At 66.6% G+C, this 22,010-nt stretch carries 21 protein-coding genes; 13 read left to right on the top strand and 8 right to left on the bottom strand.

Features of this window, described 5'->3' with window-relative positions:
• Positions 1-138: 138 nt before the first annotated feature.
• The 5 genes from DES45_RS10675 to DES45_RS10695 all read right to left on the bottom strand — a co-directional run bounded on the left by DES45_RS10675 (position 139) and on the right by DES45_RS10695 (position 5,286).
• The gene (locus DES45_RS10675; RefSeq protein WP_114770463.1) at positions 139-1,026 is read right to left on the bottom strand and encodes an NAD(P)-dependent oxidoreductase; all 888 of its coding nucleotides are present in this window, start codon (positions 1,024-1,026) and stop codon (positions 139-141) included.
• Between the two features lie 80 nt (positions 1,027-1,106).
• Entirely contained in the window at positions 1,107-2,621 is a 1,515-nt protein-coding gene (locus DES45_RS10680; protein WP_114770005.1) for a tripartite tricarboxylate transporter permease, read from the bottom strand.
• A 25-nt stretch (positions 2,622-2,646) separates the two neighbouring features.
• Positions 2,647-3,126 (bottom strand): tripartite tricarboxylate transporter TctB family protein, encoded by a 480-nt coding sequence (locus DES45_RS10685; RefSeq protein ID WP_114770006.1) that lies wholly within the window; start codon positions 3,124-3,126, stop codon positions 2,647-2,649.
• Positions 3,127-3,207: 81 nt separating this feature from the next.
• Positions 3,208-4,203 carry a Bug family tripartite tricarboxylate transporter substrate binding protein gene (locus tag DES45_RS10690; RefSeq protein ID WP_114770007.1) on the bottom strand — a complete coding sequence of 332 codons (996 nt, stop codon included), beginning with the start codon at positions 4,201-4,203 and terminating at the stop codon, positions 3,208-3,210.
• A gap of 57 nt (positions 4,204-4,260) precedes the next feature.
• Positions 4,261-5,286 carry a 4-hydroxythreonine-4-phosphate dehydrogenase PdxA gene (locus tag DES45_RS10695; RefSeq protein ID WP_114770008.1) on the bottom strand — a complete coding sequence of 342 codons (1,026 nt, stop codon included), beginning with the start codon at positions 5,284-5,286 and terminating at the stop codon, positions 4,261-4,263.
• 207 nt (positions 5,287-5,493) lie between these two features.
• Between DES45_RS10695 and DES45_RS10700 the strand changes: the two genes are divergently transcribed.
• From DES45_RS10700 to DES45_RS10730, 7 genes are all read left to right on the top strand, one after another.
• Entirely contained in the window at positions 5,494-6,195 is a 702-nt protein-coding gene (locus tag DES45_RS10700) for a GntR family transcriptional regulator (protein ID WP_114770009.1), read from the top strand.
• A 43-nt stretch (positions 6,196-6,238) separates the two neighbouring features.
• Positions 6,239-6,949: a 3-oxo-tetronate 4-phosphate decarboxylase gene (gene otnC / locus DES45_RS10705; protein ID WP_114770010.1), complete on the top strand. Its 711-nt coding sequence runs from the start codon at positions 6,239-6,241 to the stop codon at positions 6,947-6,949.
• Between the two features lie 4 nt (positions 6,950-6,953).
• A complete protein-coding gene (locus DES45_RS10710; RefSeq protein WP_114770011.1) occupies positions 6,954-7,763 on the top strand; it encodes a hydroxypyruvate isomerase family protein in 810 nt (269 codons plus the stop codon).
• Positions 7,760-9,025, top strand: a complete 1,266-nt coding sequence (gene otnK, locus DES45_RS10715) for a 3-oxo-tetronate kinase (RefSeq protein ID WP_114770012.1) — start codon at positions 7,760-7,762, stop codon at positions 9,023-9,025. The genes DES45_RS10710 and otnK overlap by 4 nt, the downstream gene beginning before the upstream one ends.
• A 71-nt stretch (positions 9,026-9,096) precedes the next feature.
• Positions 9,097-10,485 (top strand): NAD(P)H-dependent oxidoreductase, encoded by a 1,389-nt coding sequence (locus tag DES45_RS10720; RefSeq protein WP_114770013.1) that lies wholly within the window; start codon positions 9,097-9,099, stop codon positions 10,483-10,485.
• Between the two features lie 35 nt (positions 10,486-10,520).
• Complete coding sequence (locus tag DES45_RS10725) at positions 10,521-11,498, top strand: bile acid:sodium symporter family protein (protein WP_114770014.1); 978 nt, start codon at positions 10,521-10,523, stop codon at positions 11,496-11,498.
• Positions 11,499-11,597: 99 nt separating this feature from the next.
• A complete protein-coding gene (locus tag DES45_RS10730) occupies positions 11,598-12,356 on the top strand; it encodes a bestrophin-like domain (protein WP_114770015.1) in 759 nt (252 codons plus the stop codon).
• 25 nt (positions 12,357-12,381) lie between these two features.
• Here DES45_RS10730 and DES45_RS10735 read toward each other — a convergent pair whose 3' ends face one another.
• Positions 12,382-13,566, bottom strand: a complete 1,185-nt coding sequence (locus DES45_RS10735) for an adenylate/guanylate cyclase domain-containing protein (protein WP_245571681.1) — start codon at positions 13,564-13,566, stop codon at positions 12,382-12,384.
• 166 nt (positions 13,567-13,732) lie between these two features.
• Here DES45_RS10735 and DES45_RS10740 point away from each other — a divergent pair, with 166 nt between their 5' ends.
• On the top strand, positions 13,733-14,353 hold the full coding sequence (locus tag DES45_RS10740) for a TIGR02466 family protein (protein WP_114770016.1): 621 nt from the start codon (positions 13,733-13,735) through the stop codon (positions 14,351-14,353).
• A 5-nt stretch (positions 14,354-14,358) separates the two neighbouring features.
• On the opposite strand, the gene DES45_RS10745 is transcribed toward DES45_RS10740, so the two are convergent.
• Complete coding sequence (locus DES45_RS10745) at positions 14,359-15,018, bottom strand: Fe2+-dependent dioxygenase (RefSeq protein ID WP_114770017.1); 660 nt, start codon at positions 15,016-15,018, stop codon at positions 14,359-14,361.
• Positions 15,019-15,142: 124 nt separating this feature from the next.
• Here DES45_RS10745 and DES45_RS10750 point away from each other — a divergent pair, with 124 nt between their 5' ends.
• Both DES45_RS10750 and DES45_RS10755 read left to right on the top strand, forming a co-directional pair.
• Positions 15,143-16,006, top strand: a complete 864-nt coding sequence (locus DES45_RS10750) for a hypothetical protein (protein WP_114770018.1) — start codon at positions 15,143-15,145, stop codon at positions 16,004-16,006.
• A 4-nt stretch (positions 16,007-16,010) separates the two neighbouring features.
• The gene (locus DES45_RS10755; RefSeq protein ID WP_114770019.1) at positions 16,011-17,357 is read left to right on the top strand and encodes a cytochrome c peroxidase; all 1,347 of its coding nucleotides are present in this window, start codon (positions 16,011-16,013) and stop codon (positions 17,355-17,357) included.
• Between the two features lie 4 nt (positions 17,358-17,361).
• On the opposite strand, the gene DES45_RS10760 is transcribed toward DES45_RS10755, so the two are convergent.
• A complete protein-coding gene (locus tag DES45_RS10760) occupies positions 17,362-18,588 on the bottom strand; it encodes an MFS transporter (protein WP_114770020.1) in 1,227 nt (408 codons plus the stop codon).
• Positions 18,589-18,839: 251 nt separating this feature from the next.
• Here DES45_RS10760 and DES45_RS10765 point away from each other — a divergent pair, with 251 nt between their 5' ends.
• From DES45_RS10765 to DES45_RS10775, 3 genes are read left to right on the top strand one after another with little or no spacing between them, the layout of a single operon-like run.
• Positions 18,840-20,912, top strand: coding sequence for an FUSC family protein (locus DES45_RS10765; RefSeq protein ID WP_114770021.1), 2,073 nt, complete (start codon positions 18,840-18,842; stop codon positions 20,910-20,912).
• Complete coding sequence (locus DES45_RS10770; protein ID WP_114770022.1) at positions 20,909-21,109, top strand: DUF1656 domain-containing protein; 201 nt, start codon at positions 20,909-20,911, stop codon at positions 21,107-21,109. Before DES45_RS10765 ends, DES45_RS10770 begins: the two co-directional genes overlap by 4 nt.
• 12 nt (positions 21,110-21,121) lie before the next feature.
• On the top strand, positions 21,122-22,009 hold the full coding sequence (locus tag DES45_RS10775) for an efflux RND transporter periplasmic adaptor subunit (protein ID WP_114770023.1): 888 nt from the start codon (positions 21,122-21,124) through the stop codon (positions 22,007-22,009).
• Position 22,010: the final 1 nt, after the last annotated feature.

Raw genomic sequence — 22,010 nt, forward strand, 5'->3', positions numbered from 1 at the left:
TCGAACTGGTCCTGGGGGAAGCCGCTGTTCTTGAGGAACGAGCGGTAATAGAACCCCATCTTGTCCTGGCGCCCGAACCAGGCCTGGCTGCGCAGTTCCTTCTTCTTCGTCATTGTCGGGTTCTCTCTGAAAGGTCGATCAGGCCGCGATGCCGTTCAGGCGTTCGAGCTCGACCAGCAGGCCGCTGTGGTCGAGGTCGCCCGCATGGTCGATGAGGCCGCGGAACAGGTCCGCCGTGAGGGCCGTGTAGGGCACGGCATTGAGGGTGAGCCGCTCCGCCGCATAGAGCGCGTTGTCGAGGTCCTTCAGATGTGTGACGGAGCGCCCCTTGGTGACGAAGTCGCGCTCGACCATACGCTGACCGTGCAGCTCGAGGATCCGGCTTTCGGCGAAGCCTCCGCGCAGCGCCTCCCGCACCTTCGCGGGATCCGCCCCACCCCGTTCGGCCAGCAGAAGCGCCTCGGCGACCGCCCCGATGGTGACGCCGACGATGATCTGGTTGGCGAGCTTGGCGAGCTGCCCGGCGCCATGAGGTCCTACATGAACCGGGCGCCCCATGTGCTCGAGGATCGGCTTCACACGGGCGAAGGCCAGCTCGTCGCCGCCGGCCATGATGGCGAGCGTCCCCTGCTCGGCCCCGACCGTGCCGCCGGACACGGGTGCATCGATGTGCTGCACCCCACCCTCGGCGAGCCGATGCGCGTGGTCCTGGGCTTCGGCCGGGTTGATGGAGCTCATGTCCACCAGGACGGTGCCCGGCCGCAGGGCCTCCGCCACGCCCTGGGAGAACAGCACGTCGGCGACGATCCGGCCGTTCTCGAGCATGAGCACGACCACATCCGCCTCGCGGACCGCTTCGGCCGCCGTCTCGACCACGCGCGCGCCGAACGGCGCCAGGGCCTCGGCCTTCTCGCGCGAGCGGTTCCAGACCACGAGCGGGATGCCTGCATCGAGCAACCGCTTGGCCTGGCGCGAGCCCATGAGGCCGATGCCGAGAAACGCGACTGCGCCCGAACCGGATGACATGACGACGAACTCCTTCACTGGCCCGACCGTGCGGTCAGGACCTCACACGAGGATGGACGGGATGCTGCGCCGACAGCCCCTCATACGGCTGCGGATGTCGGCTTCGGACGAACCAGCTTTCCGACAGTGCCGCTGAGGAGCGGGCCGAGCGCGAGAGCAAGGCCGAGCACCATGAGGGTCGCCACGAGCCCGTTCGACCAGAAGATCGAGAGCGAGCCGCGCGACATGATCATCGACTGCCGGAAGGCATCCTCGGCCTTGTCGCCGAGCACCATGGCGAGCACCAGCGGGGCGATCGGATAATCGAGCTTCTTGAACAGGTACCCGGCGACCCCGAAGGAGAGCGCGAGCCAGAGGTCGAACGGACGGCCTGCGACCGTGTAGGCGCCGATGAAGCACACGATCACGATGACCGGGCCGATGATCGCGAAAGGGATCCGAAGGATCGAGGCGAAGAGTGGGATCGTCGCGAGCACGATGAGCACGGCCACGATGTTGCCGAGATACATGCTGGCGATCAGGCCCCACACGAAGTCCGGGCGCTCGATGAACAGCATGGGCCCGGGGTTTAGCCCCCAGATCATCAGGCCGCCCATCATTACGGCCGCCGTGGCGGAGCCCGGAACGCCGAGGGCGAGCATCGGCAGGATGGCGCTGCTGCCAGCCGCGTGATCCGCGGTCTCGGGCGCCACGACGCCCTCGGGCGCGCCGTTTCCGAATGCTTCCTTGCGGCGGGAGAGGCGCTTGGCGATGCCGTAGCTCATGAACGAGGCGGCCGTCGGCCCGCCGGGCGTGATGCCCATCCAGCAGCCGATGGCGCTGCTGCGCAGGAGCGTCAGCCAGTAGCGTGGCAGCATCCCGATCGTCTTGAACACGTCGCGCGCCTTCACGCGGGCCTTGATGCCGTCGAAGCGGAGCCCCTCCTCCATGGTCATGATCAACTCGCCGATGCCGAAGAGGCCGATGACCGCGATCAGGAAGCTGATGCCGGACAGAAGCTCGTTGAAGCCGTAGGTGAGGCGCAGGCCGCCCGATACCGTGTCCATGCCGACCGCCGCGAAGGCGAAGCCCAGCCCCATGGACACGATAGTTTTGAAGGGAGACGCGGCTCCGAGCCCGATGAAGCTGGCGAAGGCCAGGAAATAGACCGCGAAATATTCCGGCGAACTGAACCGCAGCGCGAACTTCGCCACCCAGCTCGACAGGATGGTGATGAGGATCACGCCCACCAGCGCGCCGAAGCCGGCCGACAGGAACGCGAGGGTCAGGGCCTGCGTCGCCTGCCCCTGTCGCGCCATCGGATAGCCGTCGAATGTGGTTGCGACCGAGGATGGTTCACCCGGAATGTTGAACAGGATGGACGTGGTCGATCCGCCGAACAGCGCGCCCCAGTACATGCTGGTGAGCAGGATGATGGCCGCCACCGGGTCCATGGTGAAGGTCAGGGGCAGCAGGAGCGAGACGCCGTTGGGCGCGCCTAGTCCCGGAAGCACGCCGACGAGGATGCCCAGAAGGACGCCCACCATCATCAGGGCGACATGGTACGTCGACAGCGCGACGCCGAATCCATGCATGAGGGATGCGAAATTTTCCACGGCCTGTCTCCGTCAGGGTTGGAGGCTAGTAGAGGCCAAGAGCGGCTTCGAGCGGGCCCTTCAGGATCGGAACCTGGAAGGCATATTCGAGGACGAAGTAGAAGGCGACGGCGGCCGCGACGCCGGAAGCCGCGGAGACGAGGATCCGGTAGCCTCCCTGGAACCACATGACGAAGGTCAGATAGAGCGCCGAGGCCACATACAATCCGAGCAGGCGTGCAACGATCACGAAGACGACCATCGGGATGAAGAACGATGCGACCCGCTTCGCCTGCTCATGGTCCAGGAACGTGGAGCGCAGCCCCTCGCGCCCGACCGTCGCCTGAACCAGATTGACGAGACTCGCGGCAACCACGAGAAGTCCAATATAGAAGGGAAAGGCGCCGGGCTCCGGTCCCGCATCTCCCCAGCCGATGCCGAACTCGAGAGCACCGACGACCGCCGCAAGCCCAAGGCCTGCCGTCAGTGTCGCAGTGGCGATCTCAGCCGAAAAACGAGAAATCATGGCGTCTGTCCCGGTCTCGCGAATGCCGCATCGGATTGGCCGGTGCGAGGATCCTCGCACCGGCCATCAAGAATGTCGCGATCAGCGAACGATCCAGCCTTCCTGCTCGAAGACCTTGCGGTTCTTGGCATCGTCCGAGGCGATGAAGGTCTTGAGCTCCTCGCCGGCGAGGAAGCGGTTCGTCTGCGACGTGCGCTCGATGTATTCCTTCCACTCGGGCGTCTCGCTCACCTTCTTCATCAGGTCGGCGTAGAAGGCGACCGCCTCGGACGGAACGCCGCCCGGGAGCCACACCGTCCGCGGCATCTGGAACTGGTCGATCGGGATGCCGGCCTCCTTGCAGGTCGGGATGTCGGACCAGCCCATGGTGGCCGTGACCTTCGGACCTTCCTGCAGACGCGTCGGGCTGAAGACGCAGAGCGGCGTGACCGCCCCGGCCTTCCATTGTCCGGCATTCTCGTTCGGATTGTTGGTGTTCGAGTCGATGTGGCCGCCGGCGAGCTGCACGCCTGCCGCGCCGCCGCCCTGGAACGGGACGTAGATGAACTTGGCGCCGGTCGCATCCTGAATCAGGCTGGTGAGCGTCTGGTCCGTGTCCTTCGACTGGCTGCCGCCCATCTTGAAGGTGTCGGGCTTCGCCTTCACGGCGTCGATGTAGCTCTTGGCATCCTTGTACGGCGCATCCGCCTTGACCCAGAGCAGGAACTCGTCGAGCGCCATGGCGGCGACCGGCGTCAGTTCGTCGGGCTTGTAGGCCAGCTTCGCTACGTACGGCAGAAGATAGGCGTTGTTGGTGCCGAAGGTGAGCTTGTGAGAGTCGCCCGCCGCGACCTTCGTGTAGATGAAGCCTTCCGCGCCGCTGCCGCCGCCCTTGTTGGTGACGACGACCGGCTGCTCCATCAGCTTGTGCTTGGAAATGATCGACTGCACCACGCGGGCGAAGTTGTCCGTTCCGCCGCCGGGGCTCGACGTGACGACGAACTCGACTGGCTTCGTGGGCTTCCAGTCCGCATAAGCCGCTCCGGAAAAGGCCACCGCGACGGCGGCCGTGATCATCCATGAGGTCTTCTTGAGCATCGTTCTTCCTCCCTTTGGTGTATCCGACCGATGGCGTCGGTCTTGGCGATGGATCTTTTAGGAATTCACGGCTGCCGCGAGGCTTGTCTCCGTCTCTGTCGCAGCCCGGCGGGCACGCACCTCGGCACCCATGCGGATCGCGAGCGACAGCGCCTCGCGGCTCGCGCCGAGATTGGCGATCCCGCGCCCGGCGATCTCATAAGCCGTGCCGTGGGCGGGGGTGCAGATCGGGAATTCGAAGCCGCCGATCAGCGTGATGCCGCGGTCGAAGCCCATGAGCTTCATGGCGATCTGGCCCTGGTCGTGATACATGGTCAGGACTGCGTCGAAGTCGCCGTTCTTGGCCCGCAGGAAGACCGTATCGGACGGGAACGGACCCTCGACCGCAAAACCCTTGGCGATCGCCTTGCGGACGGCGGGCTCGATCACCTCGATCTCCTCGCTGCCGAAGTTGCCGCCGTCGCCCGCGTGGGGATTGAGACCGGCCACGGCGATCCGCGGCGGGTTGAACCCGGCGGCGCGCATGCATGCATCCGCCAGCGTTAGGGAGCGCAGGATCGCCTCCTCCGAGATCACCGAAGCCACCTTCGACAGCGGGATGTGCGACGTGACGCGCGCATTCCAGAGCTTGCCCAGCACATTGAACTCGCTTGCCGCCACGGACGTCTTCAGAACGTCGCGTACGAAGCGGATCTCGTCGTCGTACCCATCGTAGGCCAGGCGCATGGCCTTCTTGTTGAAGGGGGTGAAGAACACCGCATCGGCCCGCCCCGATTGGGCCAGCAGCAGGGCGCGGCGGAAGTTCTCGGTCGCAAACTGGCCGCCCTCGAGGGTCGCCGTCGCGAGCTTCACCTGATCGGGGCCGAGATTCTTGAGGTCGACGAAGACCGGACGAGAGACCTGCTCCGGAATTCCGTCTTCCGAGCCGACCACGTCCACGTCGACCACCACACCGGCGACCTTAGCACCCTGCTCCAGGATCCGGAGGTCGCCGAAGATCACGAGGCCGGCTCCCGCGCGGAAATCCTCGGCGGCGATGAGCTTGGCGGCCAGCTCCGGACTGATCCCGGCCGGATCGCCCATCGCAAACGCGACCGTGGGCTTGCCTGAAGAATTCGATGAAGAACGAGTGCTCACAGCAACCTCTTCCTGAGTGACGTAAGGACTCTAACAGGGCAAAATTCAGCACGCAAGCATGCTGCATACAGAATTTTGTTTGCGCGTGCTCAATGCGAGGCTATATAGATCAATATATTGTCCCCCGGTTTCGTGGACTCACAGGCGGCACCAATGGATCAATCAAGAACGGACGGATCGTCCGACCTGCTGACCGAAGACCTGGACGGTCGCGGGCGCATCGCGCGGCCGAGCCTTCACGACGCCATCGTGGCTCGGGTGCGGGACATGATCATCGAGGGCGAACTCGCCGCCGGAAGCCGGATCCACGAGGGCAATCTGGGCCTCAAGCTCGGCGTGTCGCGGACGCCCCTGCGCGAGGCGTTGAAGTTCCTGGCAAGCGAAGGCCTGCTCGAACTATCCCCTGGCAAGGGGGCCGTCGTGCGCCAGTTCAGCGCGAAGGACGTGCACGACAGCCTGGTGGTGCTCGGCAGCCTCGAGGCGCTGGCGGGCCGCCTCGCCTGCGAGAATGCATCGGATGCGGAAATCCGCGAGGTGCGCGAGCTGCACGACCGCATGATCGAGATGTACGAGAAGCGGGACCGCCTTCCCTACTTCAAGCTCAACCAGAACATCCATTCGGCGATCCTCCGGCTCTCCAAGAACGAGGCTCTCGCCTATGTGCACGGCACCCTGCAAGCACGGCTGCGGCGGATCCGCTACATTGGCAACGAAGGGCCGGAGAAATGGTCCGGCGCGGTCGCCGACCACGAGGCCATCATCACCGCCCTCGAGGCACGGGATGCCGATCGCCTCGCGAAGGTGCTGGCCCATCACATGGACAGGACCTGGGAGCGCGTCAGGAACGCCATCTGAGAACCGATCCGATTCCTCAAACCAGAGGCTCCGAGGGCCCGACATGAGCAACGAGAGCGACCTTCGCGAGTCCATCTGCCTGTTCGGGCGCTCCCTGTTCGACAGGGGGCTGACGGCGGGCTCGTCGGGCAACATCTCGGTGCGGCTGAGCGATGGCGGCTGGCTGACGACGCCGACCAACAGCTCCCTCGGCTTTCTCGACCCGGCGCGCCTGAGCCGCCTCGACGCGGACGGCAGGCTCGTCTCGGGCGACGCGCCGACGAAGGAACTGCCGCTTCACTCCGCCCTCTATGCCACCCGGAAGGATGCGGGCGCGATCGTGCATCTGCACTCCACCCATTCGGTCGCGGTGTCGATGCTGCCGGACGTGAACCCGGCCGAGGTGCTGCCGCCGATGACCGCCTATTACGTCATGCGCGTCGGGCGCACGGCCCTCGTGCCCTATTATCGCCCTGGCGATCCGGCGGTCGTCGATGCGATCCGCGGGCTGGCCGGCAAGTACAGCGCGGTTCTCCTCGCCAATCACGGGCCGGTGGTGGCCGGCAAGGATCTCGAGGCTGCGGTCTATGCGACCGAGGAGTTGGAGGAGACCGCCAAACTGCGCCTGCTCCTGCACGGCCTCAATCCGCGCCTTCTCACCCGCGCGCAGGTGCGCGATCTCGTGACCCACTTCAAGCTGGACGAGGCCATCGGCGAGGACATGCACGATCACGACTGCTCGAATCCGCACAACTGCTCCCACAAGGGTGAATGACGCCATGCCGCGCTTCTCGGCCAATCTCGGCTTCCTCTTTACGGACCTTCCCGACGTCGAGCGCATCGCGGCCGCCGCCGCCGCAGGCTTCAAGGCCGTGGAGATGCACTGGCCCTATCAGGTACCGGCCGCGGAGATGCGCGCCGCTCTCGAGCGCAGCGGCGTCGCGATGCTCGGCCTGAACACGCCCGTCGGGAATGCCGCCGCGGGCGATTTCGGTCTGGGGGCTCTGGTCGGCCGTGAGGAGGAGTTCCAGCAGGCCTTCGAGCAATCGCTGTCCTATGGCGCCGCCATCGGCGCGTCGGCGGTTCACTGCATGTCGGGGATCGTGCCGTCGGATCAAGTCGCGGCGGCCGAGCGCGTCTTCGTCGAAAGCCTGATCCAGGCCGCGGACAAGGCCGAACGGGCCGGGATGACGATCCTGATCGAGCCGATCAACCACCGGGACAAGCCGGGCTATTTCCTGCACCACATCGAGCAGGCCGCTTCCATCATCGAGAAGACCGGCCGGGCGAACGTGCGCATCATGTTCGACTGCTACCACACGCAGATCATGCAGGGCGACCTGACGCGTCGGCTGGAGACCTATCTCGACGTCATCGGGCACGTGCAGATCGCCGCCGTGCCGAGCCGCGCCGAGCCCGACGAGGGCGAGATCGACTACCGCGACATCTGCCGGACCCTCGACCGCATCGGCTATGCCGGCTGGATCGGTGCCGAGTACAAGCCGCGCGGACGCACGGAGGACGGTCTCGGCTGGCTCGCCGCCTGGTCGGACGAGCATTCCACCAACCAGACCAGGACCACGCCATGAATCTCGGATGCATTGCGGACGATCTGACCGGGGCCACTGATCTCGCCCTCATGCTGGCCCGCGAGGGAATGCGGACCGTTCAGACGATCGGCGTCCCCGGCCAAGATCTCGACCTGTCGCAGGCCGACGCGGTCGTCGTTGCGCTCAAGTCGCGCACCATCCCGCCCCGCGAGGCCGTCGCACAGTCGCTCGCGGCCGCCGAGGCCCTGCGGAAGGCGGGCGCGCAACACCTCTTCTTCAAGTACTGCTCCACCTTCGATTCGACCGACGAGGGCAATATCGGTCCGGTGACGGAGGCGCTGCTCGCCTTCACGGACAGCGATTTCACCCTCGCCTGCCCGGCGTTCCCGGCGAACGGCCGCACGGTCTACAAGGGGCATCTGTTCGTCAACGGCGTGCCTCTGCACGAGAGCAGCATGAAGGATCACCCGCTCACGCCCATGCGGGACTCGAACCTCGTTCGCGTGCTGCAGCGGCAGACGGCGCTTCCGGTCGGCCTCGTGGTCTTCGAGGACGTGAATGCCGGCCCGGACGCAATCCGCAAGGCGTTCGAGCGCGAGAAGGCAGCCGGCCGCAGGATCGTCATCGTCGACGCGCTGACGGACGACCACCTGCGGGCAATCGGACACGCCGCCGCGGATCTGCCCTTGATCACCGGCGGATCGGGCGTCGCCATGGGATTGCCCGCAGCGTATCGCGGCGACGTCTCTCCGGCCGCCTCATCGTCCATCACCACTTTCGACGCGCCAAGCGGTCGGGAGATCATCCTGGCCGGCTCCTGCTCCAGCGCCACGCAGCGCCAGGTGCAGGTCGCCACGGAGACCGGGGTCCCGGCATTCCGTCTCGACCCGATGGCGCTCGCATCGGGCGAGATGACGGCTCAGTCCGCGCTGGCGTGGCTCTCCGAGCAGTCGGCGGATCGGCCCGTTCTGATCTACTCCACCGCTGCGCCCGATGCGGTGCAGGACGTGCAGCGCCGTCTTGGTCGCATGAATGCGGGCGAGGTCGTGGAACACGCGCTGGCCGACATCGCCCGGGCACTGCCGGCTGCCGGCTTCACGCGCATCATCGTGGCCGGCGGCGAGACCTCGGGCGCCGTCGTCAACGCGCTCGACGTGAAGGCGCTCTCGATCGGACCGGAGATCGATCCGGGCGTTCCGTGGACCCGGACTCTCGCCGGCACCGATCTCGCGCTTGCGCTCAAATCCGGAAATTTCGGCGCGCCCGACTTCTTCCTGAAAGCCTGGGCGATGCTGCGCTGAAGCCTGACCGGCGGCCCCACTCAACGACAACATGCTGACGGCGCCTGGCGCAGCCGTCGGGAGGACACGCCATGAACTACCACACCTATTATGCGAAGGCCGACCGCCCGGTTGAGACCTGCGTCGTCGGCACCGGAGGCTTCGGCCAGAGCTATCTCGCCCAGGCTCAGCGCGTGCCGCTCATGAACGCGCGCATCGCCGTCGACGTCACTGCCGAGAGCGCCGCCGCGGGCCTCAAGGCCGCCGGGATCGAGACCCGGAGGATTCAGGTCTGCACGACGGCTGGCGATGCAAAGGCCGCCTGGGATCGCGGCGACTACATCGCGGCGGGAGATCTCGCTGTCGTGGCCGACCTTCCCATCGACGTGATCGTGGAGGCGACCGGACAACCCATCGCCGCAGCCCGACACGCCCTCATCGCCGTCGAGGCGGGGAAACATCTCGCTCTGGTCACGAAGGAGCTGGACAGCGTGGTCGGACCGGGGCTCGCCGCGCTAGCGCGAGACCGGGGCCTGATCGTCACAACCGTCGACGGGGACCAGCCCAGTCTGCTCATCGGCCTCGCCACCTGGGCGGAGGTGATGGGCTTCGACATCGTGGCCGCCGGCAAGTCGAGCGAGTACGACTTCGTGTTTGATCCCTCGACGCGCCGGATCAGCAGCAACGGGCGCGTGGCGGACGACGTGGATCTTGCGCCGCATTGGGATCTGGGCGTGCGCCCCGTGGCAGGCATCCTCGACGCGCGTCACGCCGCGATCGCGGGCTTTCCGCAGCGCGCGGTGCCTGATCTGTGCGAACTCATGGTGGTGGCTAACGCCACCGGCCTCCAGCCGGACCGGCAGGATCTCCACGCCCCCCTCGCCCGCATCGGGGAAGTGCCGACGATCCTGTCGCAGCGCCTGGACGGCGGCATCCTGGACGGCACGCGACGACTCGACGTCTTCCATTGCCTGCGCAAGCCCGATGAGGTCAGCTTCGCGGGTGGCGTGTTCGTGGTCATCCGCTGCGAGGACGCGAAGAGCTGGGAGATGCTGGCCCAGAAGGGGCACGTCGTCAGCCGCAGCGGCGCAACCGCGATGGCCTATCTGCCGCGACACCTCCTTGGCCTCGAAGCCGCGACCAGCATCCTCGATGCGGCCATCCACAAGGTCTCCGGATACGGGACCGACTACCGGCCCCGCTACGATCTCGTCGCCGTGGCAACCGAGGACCTTCCGGCCGGAACGTTGCTGACCATGGGCGGTCATCACCATACCATCTCGGGCGTCACCGCTGAGTCCAGGCCGGCCGCGCCGCTGACGCCCGAGGCGCCGGCACCGTTCTATCTTGCGGCGGATTGTCGGCTGGCAATTTCCGTCCGCAGGGGCGAGGAGATCCGCATTCGGCATCTGGAGCTGCCCGGCGAATCCCCGCTTCTCCGGCTGCGCCGCAGTCAGGACGAGCGGTTCTTCGGGCGCTGAATACGGGCCGGCAGCCCGGCGAGCACGACGAGATCATGGCCCTCCTCTCCTCTTTGAAACCCGACCGCTTCACCCTTGCGCTGCTCGCGACGGCGACGGCGGGCACCTTCATGCCAGCGACGGGAGCGGCGCTTCCCGTCCTCAAGGTCGTCATCGCCTGCTCGATCGCGGTCCTGTTCTTCCTTCAGGGCGCGCGCCTGTCGCGGGAGACGATCATCAGGGGCGCCATTCACTGGCGCCTGCACCTGACGGTGTTCGCCGCCACCTTCATCCTGTTCCCCCTGCTCGGCCTCATGCTGAGCATGAGCCTCGAATCGGTCCTGGCGCCCGGGATGGCCATGGGCGTGCTCTACCTGTGCCTGCTGCCCTCCACGATCCAGTCCTCCATCACCTTCACGTCGATCGCGGACGGGAACGTCGCGGCCGCGGTCTGCAGCGCCTCGGCCTCGAACGTGATGGGCGTGTTCCTGACCCCGCTGCTCATGAGCTTTCTCATGAACACGCAAGGCTCGATTCCGCTGAGCTCCATCGGGGCGGTGGTGGGGCAGCTGCTCGTGCCCTTCGTCGTAGGGCATCTCTCGCGCCCATGGATCGGCGCTTTCGTCGAGGGGCACCGTCGGCTCACCAGCGCGGTCGACCGCGGCGCGATCCTGCTCGTGGTCTACTATGCGTTCGGCGAGGCCGTCGCGGAAGGATTGTGGCGCCAGCTGGGACTGCGCGACCTTGCCGTGCTCATGGTCATCAGCAGCGTGCTGCTCGCCCTCGTGCTCGTGATCACGACGGCTGCCAGCCGCCTGCTCGGCTTCTCGCGCCGGGACGAGATCGCAATCGTGTTCTGCGGCTCGAAGAAGAGCCTGGGAAGCGGCGTCCCCATCGCCAGCATCCTGTTTCCGCCTGCCATGATCGGCGCGGTCATCCTGCCCCTGATGCTCTTCCATCAGATCCAGCTGATCGTCTGCGCGATCCTGGCCCGCTCCTATGCGAGCCGCCCGACCCCGACGCCTGGAGAGTAGAAGGAACGGCCGGCCCGGTCAGAGCCCGCCTCATGCTTGACCGGATCGCCCGTCCGCTCCGATACTCCCAGGCCGCGACGGCAGACATGAAGGCTGTTCATGGGTTCGGTGCTTGCAAGCCTGTTCACGTTCATTGCCGTGTTCTGCGGCGCCATGATCGGCATTGTGCTCTCCGGCCGGCTCCCGGCGCATCACATGAGTCCCGAGACGCGAACCGCAGTCTCCGTGTCGATGGCGGTCGTCGGCACCCTCTCGGCCTTGGTCATCGGCCTGATGATCAGCACCGCCAGCACGGCGTTCAACGAGCGTACAAACGCCATCGAGGCCCTGGCGGTGGATATCGTCAAGCTCGACCGCGCGCTGCTGCGAATAGGCTCCGATGCCGCATCCATTCGCAAGGAGCTTCGAAATTACGCCGAGGCCAAAGTCGAGGAACTGTCCAGCCCGCCAAAGGTGGGCGACCTGTCGATCTCAAAGCTCGCCAATCTCGAAACGATCAGCGATCAGGTGGTTGCCCTGCAGCCCCACGACGACCGTGGCCGTCAGATCCAGGAGCAGGCCCTCCAACTGCTGGGCGCCATCGCGGACGCACGATGGCTCCTGGTCGAGAAGTCCGGCGTGACGATGCCGGCGCCGTTCCTGCTCCTCGTGATCTTCTGGCTGACCCTGCTCTTCGCCAGCTTCGGCCTCTTCGCGCCGAACAACGGTACGGTGATCGCGATCCTGTTCCTGTGCGCCATGGCGATTTCCGGAGGGATCTTCATGATCCTCGAGCTGGGCGCTCCGACGCGCGGGCTGGTCAGAGCCTCCGTCGCTCCCCTGCACTATGCTCTCGATACGATCACCACGGCGGACTGACGGCATGCGGAGCGCTCGCTGAACGTCAGGGCTTATAGACCTCGATCATCTCCTCAAAGCCCTCGACCGCATGTGCGCCGAGCGGGGACGGGTTGCCCCAGAGGTGCTCGACGAAGGACTTGGACATGAGCAGCGGCTCGCCCAGGCGCTTGTTCAGGTCGGCAATCCGGCTGGCTAGGTTCACGTCGCGCCCGATGACCGTGAAGTCGAGGCGCTGGCCGGACCCGACATTACCGTAGGCCGCATCGCCGTGGTGCAGGGCGATGCCGATGTTGATCGGGACCGGGAAGCGGCCCTCGTTGTTGGCGGCTTGGATCCGCCGCAAGGCGTTGGTGGCGGCGGTAAGCGCCGATTGCGGGGCGCCGCCGGTGTCGTCGCCCCGATCGCGCACGATCGCCAGGAGGCCGTCGCCGAGATACTTGAGCACCTCCCCGCCCTCCTCCTCGATGGGCGGCACGAGGCAGTCGAAGTAGTCGTTCAAGAGTTCGACGGCGCTTTCCGGGCTCAGGGTCGAGGAAATGCGCGTGTAGTCCCGCATGTCGGCGAACAGGATCGCCGAGCGGATCCGCGTCACCTGCCCGCGCAGGATCGCTCCGGACAGGATCGCCCGGTGCGGCTCGTCCCCGACATAGATCCGCAGCACCTCGTCGAGCCGGTTGCTGGTGGCTCTGAGTTCCGTGATGAGCGCGAAGGACGGCATGACGAGGCGTAGGATCGTCAGGCCCCGCTCGCCGAAGCCCTCGGGATCGCGGGTCGCGAAGGAAATCCCGTTTTCGGCGCCGTTGATGAAGCGGATCGGAACCGTCAGGTAATGGCGATAGCCTGCTTCCTTCAGTTCCGGGATGATCGGGAAAAGATCGTCGGGCGTCTCGTCGAGGTCGAGGAAGAGCCACTCGCCCGTCTGGTTCACATGGGCGAAGGGACTGGCCCGGTAGACGAGGTCGCGGCGCTCGCCATGAGGGAGATAGCGCACGACCGTCCCCTCCTCCGGGGTCCAGAACCGGCCAATGCCCGCATATTCGGAGTGAAGGGTCTCGATGGCCGAGGCAGCCCGGTCGATGCGCAGCCCCAGTTCGATCAGCCGTTCCACGAAGCCGGTCAGGACGAGGTTGGAATCCTCCATGTGGGCCGCCACCGTCACCAGCCAGTCCCGCAGGGCGATCACCTTCGGAAGGGTGTCGGCATCGAGGCTCCGTGCAAGCACGAGCATGTCTCCGGAGGAGGCTGTAGGGGCGGTCGGCGGCATCATAAGGCCAAGGTGGGTCGGGCCTCGCGATCCTGCAAGCGGGACGGCGGGGCGGGCGGCAAAAACCTTGCCGGTGTTGTATCGACCGCAGAGTTCTGACAGAACGGCATCCCACCTCCAGGGCCGAGCCATGGCAAATATCGATACATTCTTCGTCACCAAGGTTTACCGGGCCGAACTCACGGGGCCGAAAGCCGAGACCCTCAATCAGGAGCTCGAAGCCGCCTGCCTGTCCCTGGCCGAGGACGACGAGGCCGGCCAGCGCTGGTGCGAGAAGAACGCCTATCCGGGCTACACCTCCTACGCGTCCCTGAACGACCTGCCCTGGCGCATCCCGGTCTTCGGCCAGCTCCTGAAGAACCTCGATTCCCACGTGTCGGCCTTCGCCAAGGAGCTGGAGTTCGACCTCAAGGGGCGCAAGCTCGTCATGGACAGCCTCTGGGTCAACATCCTGCCGCCGGGCGGGGTCCATACCTCGCACATCCACCCGCATTCCGTGATCAGCGGCACCTATTATGTGACGATCCCGGAAGGGGCGAGCGCGCTCAAGCTCGAGGACCCGCGCCTCGGCTTCATGATGGCAGCGCCCCCGCGCAAGGCCAAGGCCAAGCCGGAGAACCGGCAATTCGCCTACATGAAGCCGAACCCCGGCACGATCCTGCTCTGGGAGAGCTGGCTGCGCCACGAGGTTCCGCTGAACGAAGCCGAGAGCGAGCGCATCAGCGTGAGCTTCAACTACGCCTGGCAGTAGGAGGCTTACACCTCCGCCCACATGCGGAACAGGTTGGCGCTGGTCTTCGCCAGCAGGTCGAACTCCGGCGTCTTTCCGGCTCTGGCGAACAGGCCGCGCTTGGCGTTCTCGAGATCGAACAGCAGCTCGCGCTGCGCGGCATCCCGCAGGTAGCTCTGGGCCCAGCCCACGGCGACGAGCCGCTCGCCGCGCGTGACCGGGGCGACCCGGTGCAGGCTCGTCGACGAATAGGCCACGAGATGGCCGGCCGGAAGCTTGATCTCGTCCTCGCCCGAGACGGATTCGATCACGAGCTCGCCCCCGTCGTAGCTATCCGGATCGGCCAGGAAGAGCGTGAAGGACACGTCCGTGCGGATCCCGTTCATGAGCGGGTTGTCCACATGGGTGCCGTAATGCTGACCGCCGCCGTAGCGGCTGAAGAGCAGCGGGGTCAGCGTCTTAGGGCGCACGGCCAGGCTGAACACCTCGTTGGCGAGGATCGCCTTCGAGACCCGCTCGCGCAGGAGGTCGAGGGCCGCGCCCTCCCTGGCTTGCTCGTTGTCCTTGACGAGCTTGGCGCTCCAACCGGCCGTCGTCCGCCCGTCCTCGAAGCGCATGGCCTGCAAGGTGGAGCGGATGTCCTGCAGCTCCGCGTGCGACAGCACGTCCGCGATTGTGATCAGCATCAGACGAAGACCTTGTTGCTTTCCGTCGGCATAAAATGTAGCTAAGTGACTGTAAAGACTTATAGTTTTTAATTATTCCAAACTGGCTTTCCGGCGATCTTGGCTCGCCGCGGGGGATATGTCGATGAAGAGACGGAAGATCTGGGCAAATCTGGGCACTGCGGTCCTGATGACGACGCCCGCCGCCACCCAGGCCGGGATGCTGCCGGCGCAGCCGGCGGGAATCGAGGCGCCGGCGGGCCAGGGCACGATCCATCTCGCCCAGCACCAGGGCCACGGAAAGGCCGTCAAGGCCGCGCCCGATGGCGAAGGCGGTGAAGGCGGCGGCGAAGGCGGCGGTGGCGCACAGCTGCCGGCAGGCCTGCATCTCGCCCGCGGCATCGAGATGATCCGCGGCCACCTGATCGTCGGCGGAGAGTTGGTCGAGGCCGGGCGTTGGGCCGACGCCCTCCCGCACTTCCTCCACCCGGAGGAGGAGATCTACGGCTCCCTGCGCGACGACCTGAAGGCCTTCGGCATCGGCCCGTTCCAGACCGCCCTAAAGTCCCTGTCGCAGACCGTGAAGGCCAAGAACAAGGAGGCCTACGCCCGCGCCCGTGCAACCGTCGAGGAGCGCCTCGCGGCAGCCGAGAGCGCCGTGCTCGCCAAGGAGGAGAACAAGTCCTACTTCGTGCTCGAAGCAGCCCTCGAGACCTTGCAGCAGGCGGCCGACGAATACGAGGAAGCGGTCGAGAAGGGCCGCATCGCCAACGTGGTCGAGTACCAAGATGCGCGCGGCTTCGTATTCGAGATCGACCGCCTCGTCGGCACCGTGGCGGATGCGCTGGCGGCCAAGAACGCCGACGCCGCCAAGGCGATCCGCGCCGGCCTCGACGATCTGAAGGCGACCTTCCCGGCTGTCACGCCGCCGCAGAAGCCCGCGAAGGATGCGAGCCAGTTCCTCGCGTCTGTCGCCAAGTTCGAGCTGCAGGTCGGAAACTTCCGATAGGTCCATGGAACGCGCGAAAACCCCGCGTCTCGTCCAAGCGGCGGCAGGGCTCGGCCTCGTCACCGTCCTGGGCGGAGCCAAGGCCGGCCCCGATCCGTTCGATGCGGCTCACTGGCGGCAGGTCTTCGCGCGTCCCGACCACGCGCCGATGCCGGACGGCAACCCGACCACGCCCGACAAGGTGGCCCTGGGCGCTAAGCTCTTCGACGATCCGCGCCTGTCGGGGGACGGCACCGTCGCCTGCTCGACCTGCCACCAGGCCGAGCTGTCCTTCACGGACGGGGTTCCGCGCCACGGCGGCCTCGACGGGCAGCCGCTCGACCGCCGCACCCCTCCCCTGTGGAACATGGCCTGGGGCCTGTCGTGGTTCTGGGACGGTCGCGCCGCGAGCCTGGAGGATCAGGCGGCAGGCCCGATCGAAAACAAGCGCGAGATGGCCGGGGACCTCGCCGGCGCCGTCAGGACGCTGGCGGCCGACACCGAGACCGTCCGGTCCTTCGCCAGGGCCTTCCCCGAAGACCCGGCCGTGACCCGCTCCAACCTGCTGAAGGCGCTGGCCGCCTTCGAGCGCACTCTCGTGTCGCCCGAGACCCGGTTCGACCGATGGGTGAAGGGCGACGACGAGGCCATCGATTCCGACGAAAAGGCCGGGCTGAGGCTCTTCGTCGGCAAGGCGGGATGCGTGAGCTGCCACACGGGCTGGCGCTTCACCGACGAGGCGTTCCACGACGTCGGCCTTCCCGGACAGGACCAGGGCCGCGGTGTCGTGCTGGGCCTCAAGGCCGCAGACAATGCCTTCAAGACGCCTAGCCTGCGCGAGCGGGTCTGGACCGCACCCTACATGCATGACGGATCGCTCGCGACCTTCGAGGACGTGGTGGATCACTACGCGGAGCGCGTGGTCGAGCGTCCGACGCTCTCGGCCGATCTGCCCCGCCGGATCGCGCTGAGCCCGAAGGAGCGCGCGCAGCTCGTCGCCTTCCTGAACACTCTCTCAAGCGAGGATCCACCCCGTCCCGCGAGCTTGCCAGCCAGGACCATGGTGCTCGGCGCCGACGTTCCGGCCATTGCGGCGACGACGGTGGGACAGAAGGACCGGCGTTTCACGCCCGGCGCGATCCTGTTGAAGGTCGGCCAAGCCCTGAAGATCGTGAACGACGACACCCGCACCCACAACGTGCGGATCGATGGGCCGGGCCTCAGCGTGAGCTCCGACGCGCAGAACCCGGGCGACGCGATCACCATTGGGTTCGACCAGCCGGGCCAGTTCCAGGCGATCTGCGGCATCCACCCGGACATGCGGCTCGCCGTCACCGTCGAGCCGATGACCAAGGCTGCCGCGCAGCCCTGAGCCTTCAGGCCGCGAGGGCCTTTGGCTTCTCGTGCGGCAGGAAATAGGTCAGGAGGCCGATGGCCGGAAGGAACGAGCACACGCGGTAGACCGTCTCGATGCTGGTCCAATCCGCGAGCTGGCCGAGCACCGCGGCGCCGAGGCCGCCCATGCCGAAGGACAGGCCGAAGAACAGGCCCGCCACCATGCCCACGCGCCCGGGGACGAGCTCCGTCGCATAGACCAGGATCGCCGAGAAGGCCGAGGCCAGAATCAGGCCGATCAGCACGCTCAGCACCCCCGTCCAGAACAGGTTGGCGTAAGGCAGGGCCAGGGTGAAGGGCAGCACGCCGAGGATCGAGAACCAGATCACGTATTTGCGCCCGATCCGGTCGCCGATCGGCCCGCCGAGCACCGTCCCGGCCGCAACGGCCCCGAGGAAGATGAACAGGTGGAGTTGCGCATCCTGCACCGAGAGCTGGAACTTCGAGATCAGGTAGAAGGTGAAGTAGCTGGTGATGCTGGCCGTATAGAAGTTTTTGGAGAAGACCAGCAGCATCAGGATGGTGATCGAGACCGCGACCTTCGCCCGCGAATGGGGCGACGCAGCCGGCGCCGCCTTGGGCTTGGAGCGAAGCGCCACGACCTTGGCCTGATACCACCGCCCCACGTTGAACAGGATGATCATGGCCAGCAGCGCGACGACCGAGAACCACGCGATGCTGGACTGCCCCATCGGGACGACGATGAAGGCCGCGAGCAGCGGCCCGACGGCCGTGCCCGCATTGCCGCCGACCTGGAACACGGACTGCGCAAGACCGTGCCGGCCGCCCGATGCCATGCGGGCCACCCGGGACGATTCCGGATGGAACACGGAGGAGCCCATGCCGACGAGCGCCGCCGCCAGCAGGAGCATCGGGAACGACCCGGCGCGCGAGAGGGTGAGCAGGCCCACGAGCGTGAAGCCCATGCCGACCACGAGGGAGAAGGGCTGGGGCTTCTTGTCCGTTGCGTATCCGACCAGGGGCTGCAGCAGCGAGGCCGTGATCTGGAAGGTCAGGGTCAGAAGGCCGATCTGGCCGAAATCGAGGTGGAAGTTCGTCTTGAGGATCGGGTAGATCGCCGGGAGCAGCGACTGGATCAGATCGTTGAGGAGATGCGAAATGCTGATCGCCGCGAGGATCGGCACGGCCACTCCCTCCGCCACGGTGCGGGCAGGCGTGGCGGTCACGGCTGGCGATTTCATGTCCATTGGTCGTTTTTCCCGGGATTCCCGACCGGAATCCGATCCGGCGTTTTCGGGTTGCCTATATACCAGAACATCCGCCCCATCCTCATCATGTCGTGCAAAGCTGGGTTGTGAGGTGCACATTTCACCCGGTCGTCCCAGCATGGCACTTGAGGCCGCGCCTGGGCGTTCCCCCCTCAGGCCCTAGGTAACCTCACGAGGCCGCGCCGGGTTCGTTCCGCAGGCGGCCATCCAGGATCGAGAGACCCGAAACGATGCCGCAGCCGAGCTGGCGAGAGGTGATGTTCTCGATCAAGACCTTCGGTGCGGCTGTCCTCGCTCTCTACATCGCCTTCGCGCTCGACCTAACCCAGCCGAGCTGGGCCATGCTGACCGCCTTCGTGGTCGCGCAGCCCATCGCCGGCATGGTCGTGGCCAAATCCCTCTTCCGCGTCACCGGAACGGTCGTCGGCGCCACGGCGGCCCTCGCCCTGGTCGGCGCCTTCGCCCAGGCGCCCTCCCTTTTCCTCCTGGCGCTTGCGCTCTGGATCGGGGCCTGCACCTTCACGTCGGTGCTCCTGCGCGACGCACCGGCCTCCTACGGAGCGATGCTGTCCGGCTACACGGCCGCCATCGTGGGCATTCCGGCCGCGCTCGCGCCGGAAACCGCCTTCGACTACGCCGTTGGCCGCTGCATCGAGATCACCCTCGGCATCGCATGCGCCACCCTGGTCAGCCAGATCGTCTTTCCGAAGCGCGCGGGCGAAGCCCTCAAGGCCTCCGTCGATGCGACCCTGACGGCTTCGGTGCAATGGCTGGGCGACGTGCTCCGCGGAGAATCGGGGGAGGAAAAGGCCCTCGCCGACCAGCGCCGGATGGTGGCGGATACGATCGGGCTCGATGCGCTGCGGGTCTTCGCCTCCTTCGACACTCCCTCCGTCAGGGCAGCCGGCGACGCGGTGCGCCACCTCCAGGGTCAGCTCCTTACCCTCCTGTCGCTCCTGGTTTCCATCAACGACCGCCTCGAGCTTCTGCGAAGCCATGCGACCGGCAAGCAGGACATGGTTCAGGACCTGCTGGACCGCTCGGCAGCCCTTCTCGACCGGCCCGATCCGCTCGCGCCCGACGCGGAGATGGACCGGCAAATCCGCAGGCTTCAGGAGGAGACGGCAGCGCGGATGCCCTCCTTCGGGGACATGGTGCGCGATCACGAGACGATCCTCGTGCGCAACATCCTGCTGCGCCTGAGCGATGCGCTGGGCACCTGGCAGCGACTGCTCGACCTGCGCGCCGCCATTCTCTCAGGACGGCGCATCGCCATCCCCGAGGAAGCGCCGTCGACCGCGCGCTACCGCGACGTGGTGCTCGCGCTCGTGGCCGGCGCGACCTCCACCGGGGCGGTCCTGCTCACGGCCGCGTTCTGGATCGCTTCGGGATGGACGCATGGGAGCTCCGCCGTCATCTTCAGCGGCGTGATCTGCAGCATCCTCGCGGCCCTCGATGAACCGGCGGCCGCCGCCGCGAACTTCCTGCGCATGACGATCCTGTCCGCCGTCATCGCGGCTTTCTACATGTTCGCGGTGCTGCCGATGATCGACGGCTTCGCCTCCCTCGTGATGGTGCTGCTGCCCTTCTACCTGCCCTTCGGCATCCTGCTCGGCCTTCCGGGCATCGGCATCCGGGTGACGCCGCTCGGGCTCAATCTCGTGGCTCTTCTCGGCCTGACGAACACGCCGACGCAGCCGGACCTTGCCTCCTTCATCAATTCGAGCAGCGCTCTCATCGTTGGCATCGGGGCCGGTATCCTCATGTTCCGGCTGTTCCGCCCGCTCGGGGTCGAGTGGACGATCCGCAGGGTGCGCGGCGGCGTGCTCCGCGACCTGGAGCGGCTCGCGGGCCCCGACGCCAATGTCAGCCGCACCCGCTTCGCGAGCCGCATGTTCGATCGCATCAATGCCCTGTTCGCCCGTCTCGACATCGCCCAGCCCGACCAGCGCGCCACGATGCGCAGCGCGCTGGCGGCCTTGCGCATCGGCTTCAACATCATGACCCTCAAAGCCGTGCGCGGGGATCTGACCCATGACGCGGCACGCGCCGTCGACCGAGTTCTGGCGGCCCTTACCCGTCACTTTGGCCGCCTCGCGGCAGGACAACCCGTCTCCGAACCTCTCGGTGAAATCGACGACGCCGTCGCCCTTCTGCTCGAGCGTCCCACTGGGCCTGCCGACGAGACGCTGACGGCCCTCGTGGCGATCGGAAGCGCTCTCCACCGGCATGCGGACCTCTTCGGACAGGCCCGAACCGCTCCGGTGCCCTCCGTGCTGAGGAAGGAGGCGGTTCCCGCATGATCAAGGAAGTCGACCTGTTCGGCATCTACGCGCCGCCCATGTTCGCCTATGCGGCCGCGGCCGCCGTCATCTGGATCGTCCTGCGCTGGGTCCTGAGGGAAATCGGCTTCTATCGTCTCGTCTGGCATCAAGCCCTGTTCAACGTCGCGCTCTATGTGCTCGTGCTGTCCGCCTGCATCTCGCTCGTGTTTCGTTAGGATCTCAATCCCGTGGCCGTTTCCCGCACCGTCAAATTCGTCGTCACAACCTTCGTGGTCGCAGGAGCTGCGGCCGCCGCATGGTTCGCGTGGCAGGACTACACGCGCAACCCATGGACGCGCGACGGCCGGGTCCATGCGGACATCATCGAGATCGCGCCCGACGTCTCCGGTGCCGTCGCCCAGGTAAGAGTGAAGGACAACCAGGCGGTGAAGAAGGGCGACGTGCTCTTCACGATCGATCCGGAGCGATACCGCTTCGCGCTGAGCCAGGCCGAGGCCAACGTCCAAGGACGCGAGCAGGAGCTCGAGCAGCGGCGGCGGGAACTTGAGCGGCGCACCCGGCTGTCCACCGCAGCCATCACGGTGGAGGCGCGTGAGCAGGCGGAGACCGCGGTCGCGACCGCCGCGGCCGAGTACGACCAGGCGCTCGCCGCGCTCAACACGGCCCGCCTCAACCTCGACCGCACGGAGCTGCGCTCACCCGTGAACGGCTTCGTGACGAACCTCCAGGTCAATGCGGGCGACTATGCCACGGCCGGCCGGGCGCTGCTCGCCATCGTCAACAGCGACTCCTTCCATGTGGCCGGCTATTTCGAGGAGACGAAGATCCGCAACATTCGCGAGGGCGACCGTGCGACCGTGCGGCTGATGGGCTTTCCGGACGAGATCCCGGGGCATGTGGAGAGCATCGCCCGCGCGATCGCCGACCGGGAGACGGCGCAGACGTCCGACGGCCTCATCGCCAACGTCAACCCGACCTTCAGCTGGGTGCGCCTCGCGCAGCGCGTTCCCGTGCGCATCGCCCTGGATCGCGTGCCGGACGATATTCGCCTGAGCGCCGGCATGACCGCGACCGTGATCGTGACGCCGAACGGCGGCGGTCAGAACCGCCCCTGAG

The organism is Microvirga subterranea (genome assembly GCF_003350535.1).
Lineage (GTDB): Bacteria > Pseudomonadota > Alphaproteobacteria > Rhizobiales > Beijerinckiaceae > Microvirga > Microvirga subterranea.

Excerpts from the sequence above, each read along its gene's own strand:
- otnC (WP_114770010.1), top strand. The coding sequence starts at position 6,239 with ATGAGCAACGAGAGCGACCTTCGCGAGTCCATCTGCCTGTTCGGGCGC.
- DES45_RS10695 (WP_114770008.1), bottom strand. The coding sequence starts at position 5,286 with ATGGGCGATCCGGCCGGGATCAGTCCGGAGCTGGCCGCCAAGCTCATC.
- DES45_RS10710 (WP_114770011.1), top strand. The coding sequence starts at position 6,954 with ATGCCGCGCTTCTCGGCCAATCTCGGCTTCCTCTTTACGGACCTTCCC.
- DES45_RS10720 (WP_114770013.1), top strand. The coding sequence starts at position 9,097 with ATGAACTACCACACCTATTATGCGAAGGCCGACCGCCCGGTTGAGACC.
- DES45_RS10700 (WP_114770009.1), top strand. The coding sequence starts at position 5,494 with ATGGATCAATCAAGAACGGACGGATCGTCCGACCTGCTGACCGAAGAC.
- DES45_RS10745 (WP_114770017.1), bottom strand. The coding sequence starts at position 15,018 with ATGCTGATCACAATCGCGGACGTGCTGTCGCACGCGGAGCTGCAGGAC.
- DES45_RS10765 (WP_114770021.1), top strand. The coding sequence starts at position 18,840 with ATGCCGCAGCCGAGCTGGCGAGAGGTGATGTTCTCGATCAAGACCTTC.
- DES45_RS10725 (WP_114770014.1), top strand. The coding sequence starts at position 10,521 with ATGGCCCTCCTCTCCTCTTTGAAACCCGACCGCTTCACCCTTGCGCTG.
- DES45_RS10755 (WP_114770019.1), top strand. The coding sequence starts at position 16,011 with ATGGAACGCGCGAAAACCCCGCGTCTCGTCCAAGCGGCGGCAGGGCTC.
- DES45_RS10735 (WP_245571681.1), bottom strand. The coding sequence starts at position 13,566 with ATGCTCGTGCTTGCACGGAGCCTCGATGCCGACACCCTTCCGAAGGTG.
- DES45_RS10730 (WP_114770015.1), top strand. The coding sequence starts at position 11,598 with ATGGGTTCGGTGCTTGCAAGCCTGTTCACGTTCATTGCCGTGTTCTGC.
- DES45_RS10740 (WP_114770016.1), top strand. The coding sequence starts at position 13,733 with ATGGCAAATATCGATACATTCTTCGTCACCAAGGTTTACCGGGCCGAA.
- DES45_RS10685 (WP_114770006.1), bottom strand. The coding sequence starts at position 3,126 with ATGATTTCTCGTTTTTCGGCTGAGATCGCCACTGCGACACTGACGGCA.
- DES45_RS10675 (WP_114770463.1), bottom strand. The coding sequence starts at position 1,026 with ATGTCATCCGGTTCGGGCGCAGTCGCGTTTCTCGGCATCGGCCTCATG.
- DES45_RS10750 (WP_114770018.1), top strand. The coding sequence starts at position 15,143 with ATGAAGAGACGGAAGATCTGGGCAAATCTGGGCACTGCGGTCCTGATG.
- DES45_RS10760 (WP_114770020.1), bottom strand. The coding sequence starts at position 18,588 with ATGGACATGAAATCGCCAGCCGTGACCGCCACGCCTGCCCGCACCGTG.
- DES45_RS10690 (WP_114770007.1), bottom strand. The coding sequence starts at position 4,203 with ATGCTCAAGAAGACCTCATGGATGATCACGGCCGCCGTCGCGGTGGCC.
- otnK (WP_114770012.1), top strand. The coding sequence starts at position 7,760 with ATGAATCTCGGATGCATTGCGGACGATCTGACCGGGGCCACTGATCTC.
- DES45_RS10770 (WP_114770022.1), top strand. The coding sequence starts at position 20,909 with ATGATCAAGGAAGTCGACCTGTTCGGCATCTACGCGCCGCCCATGTTC.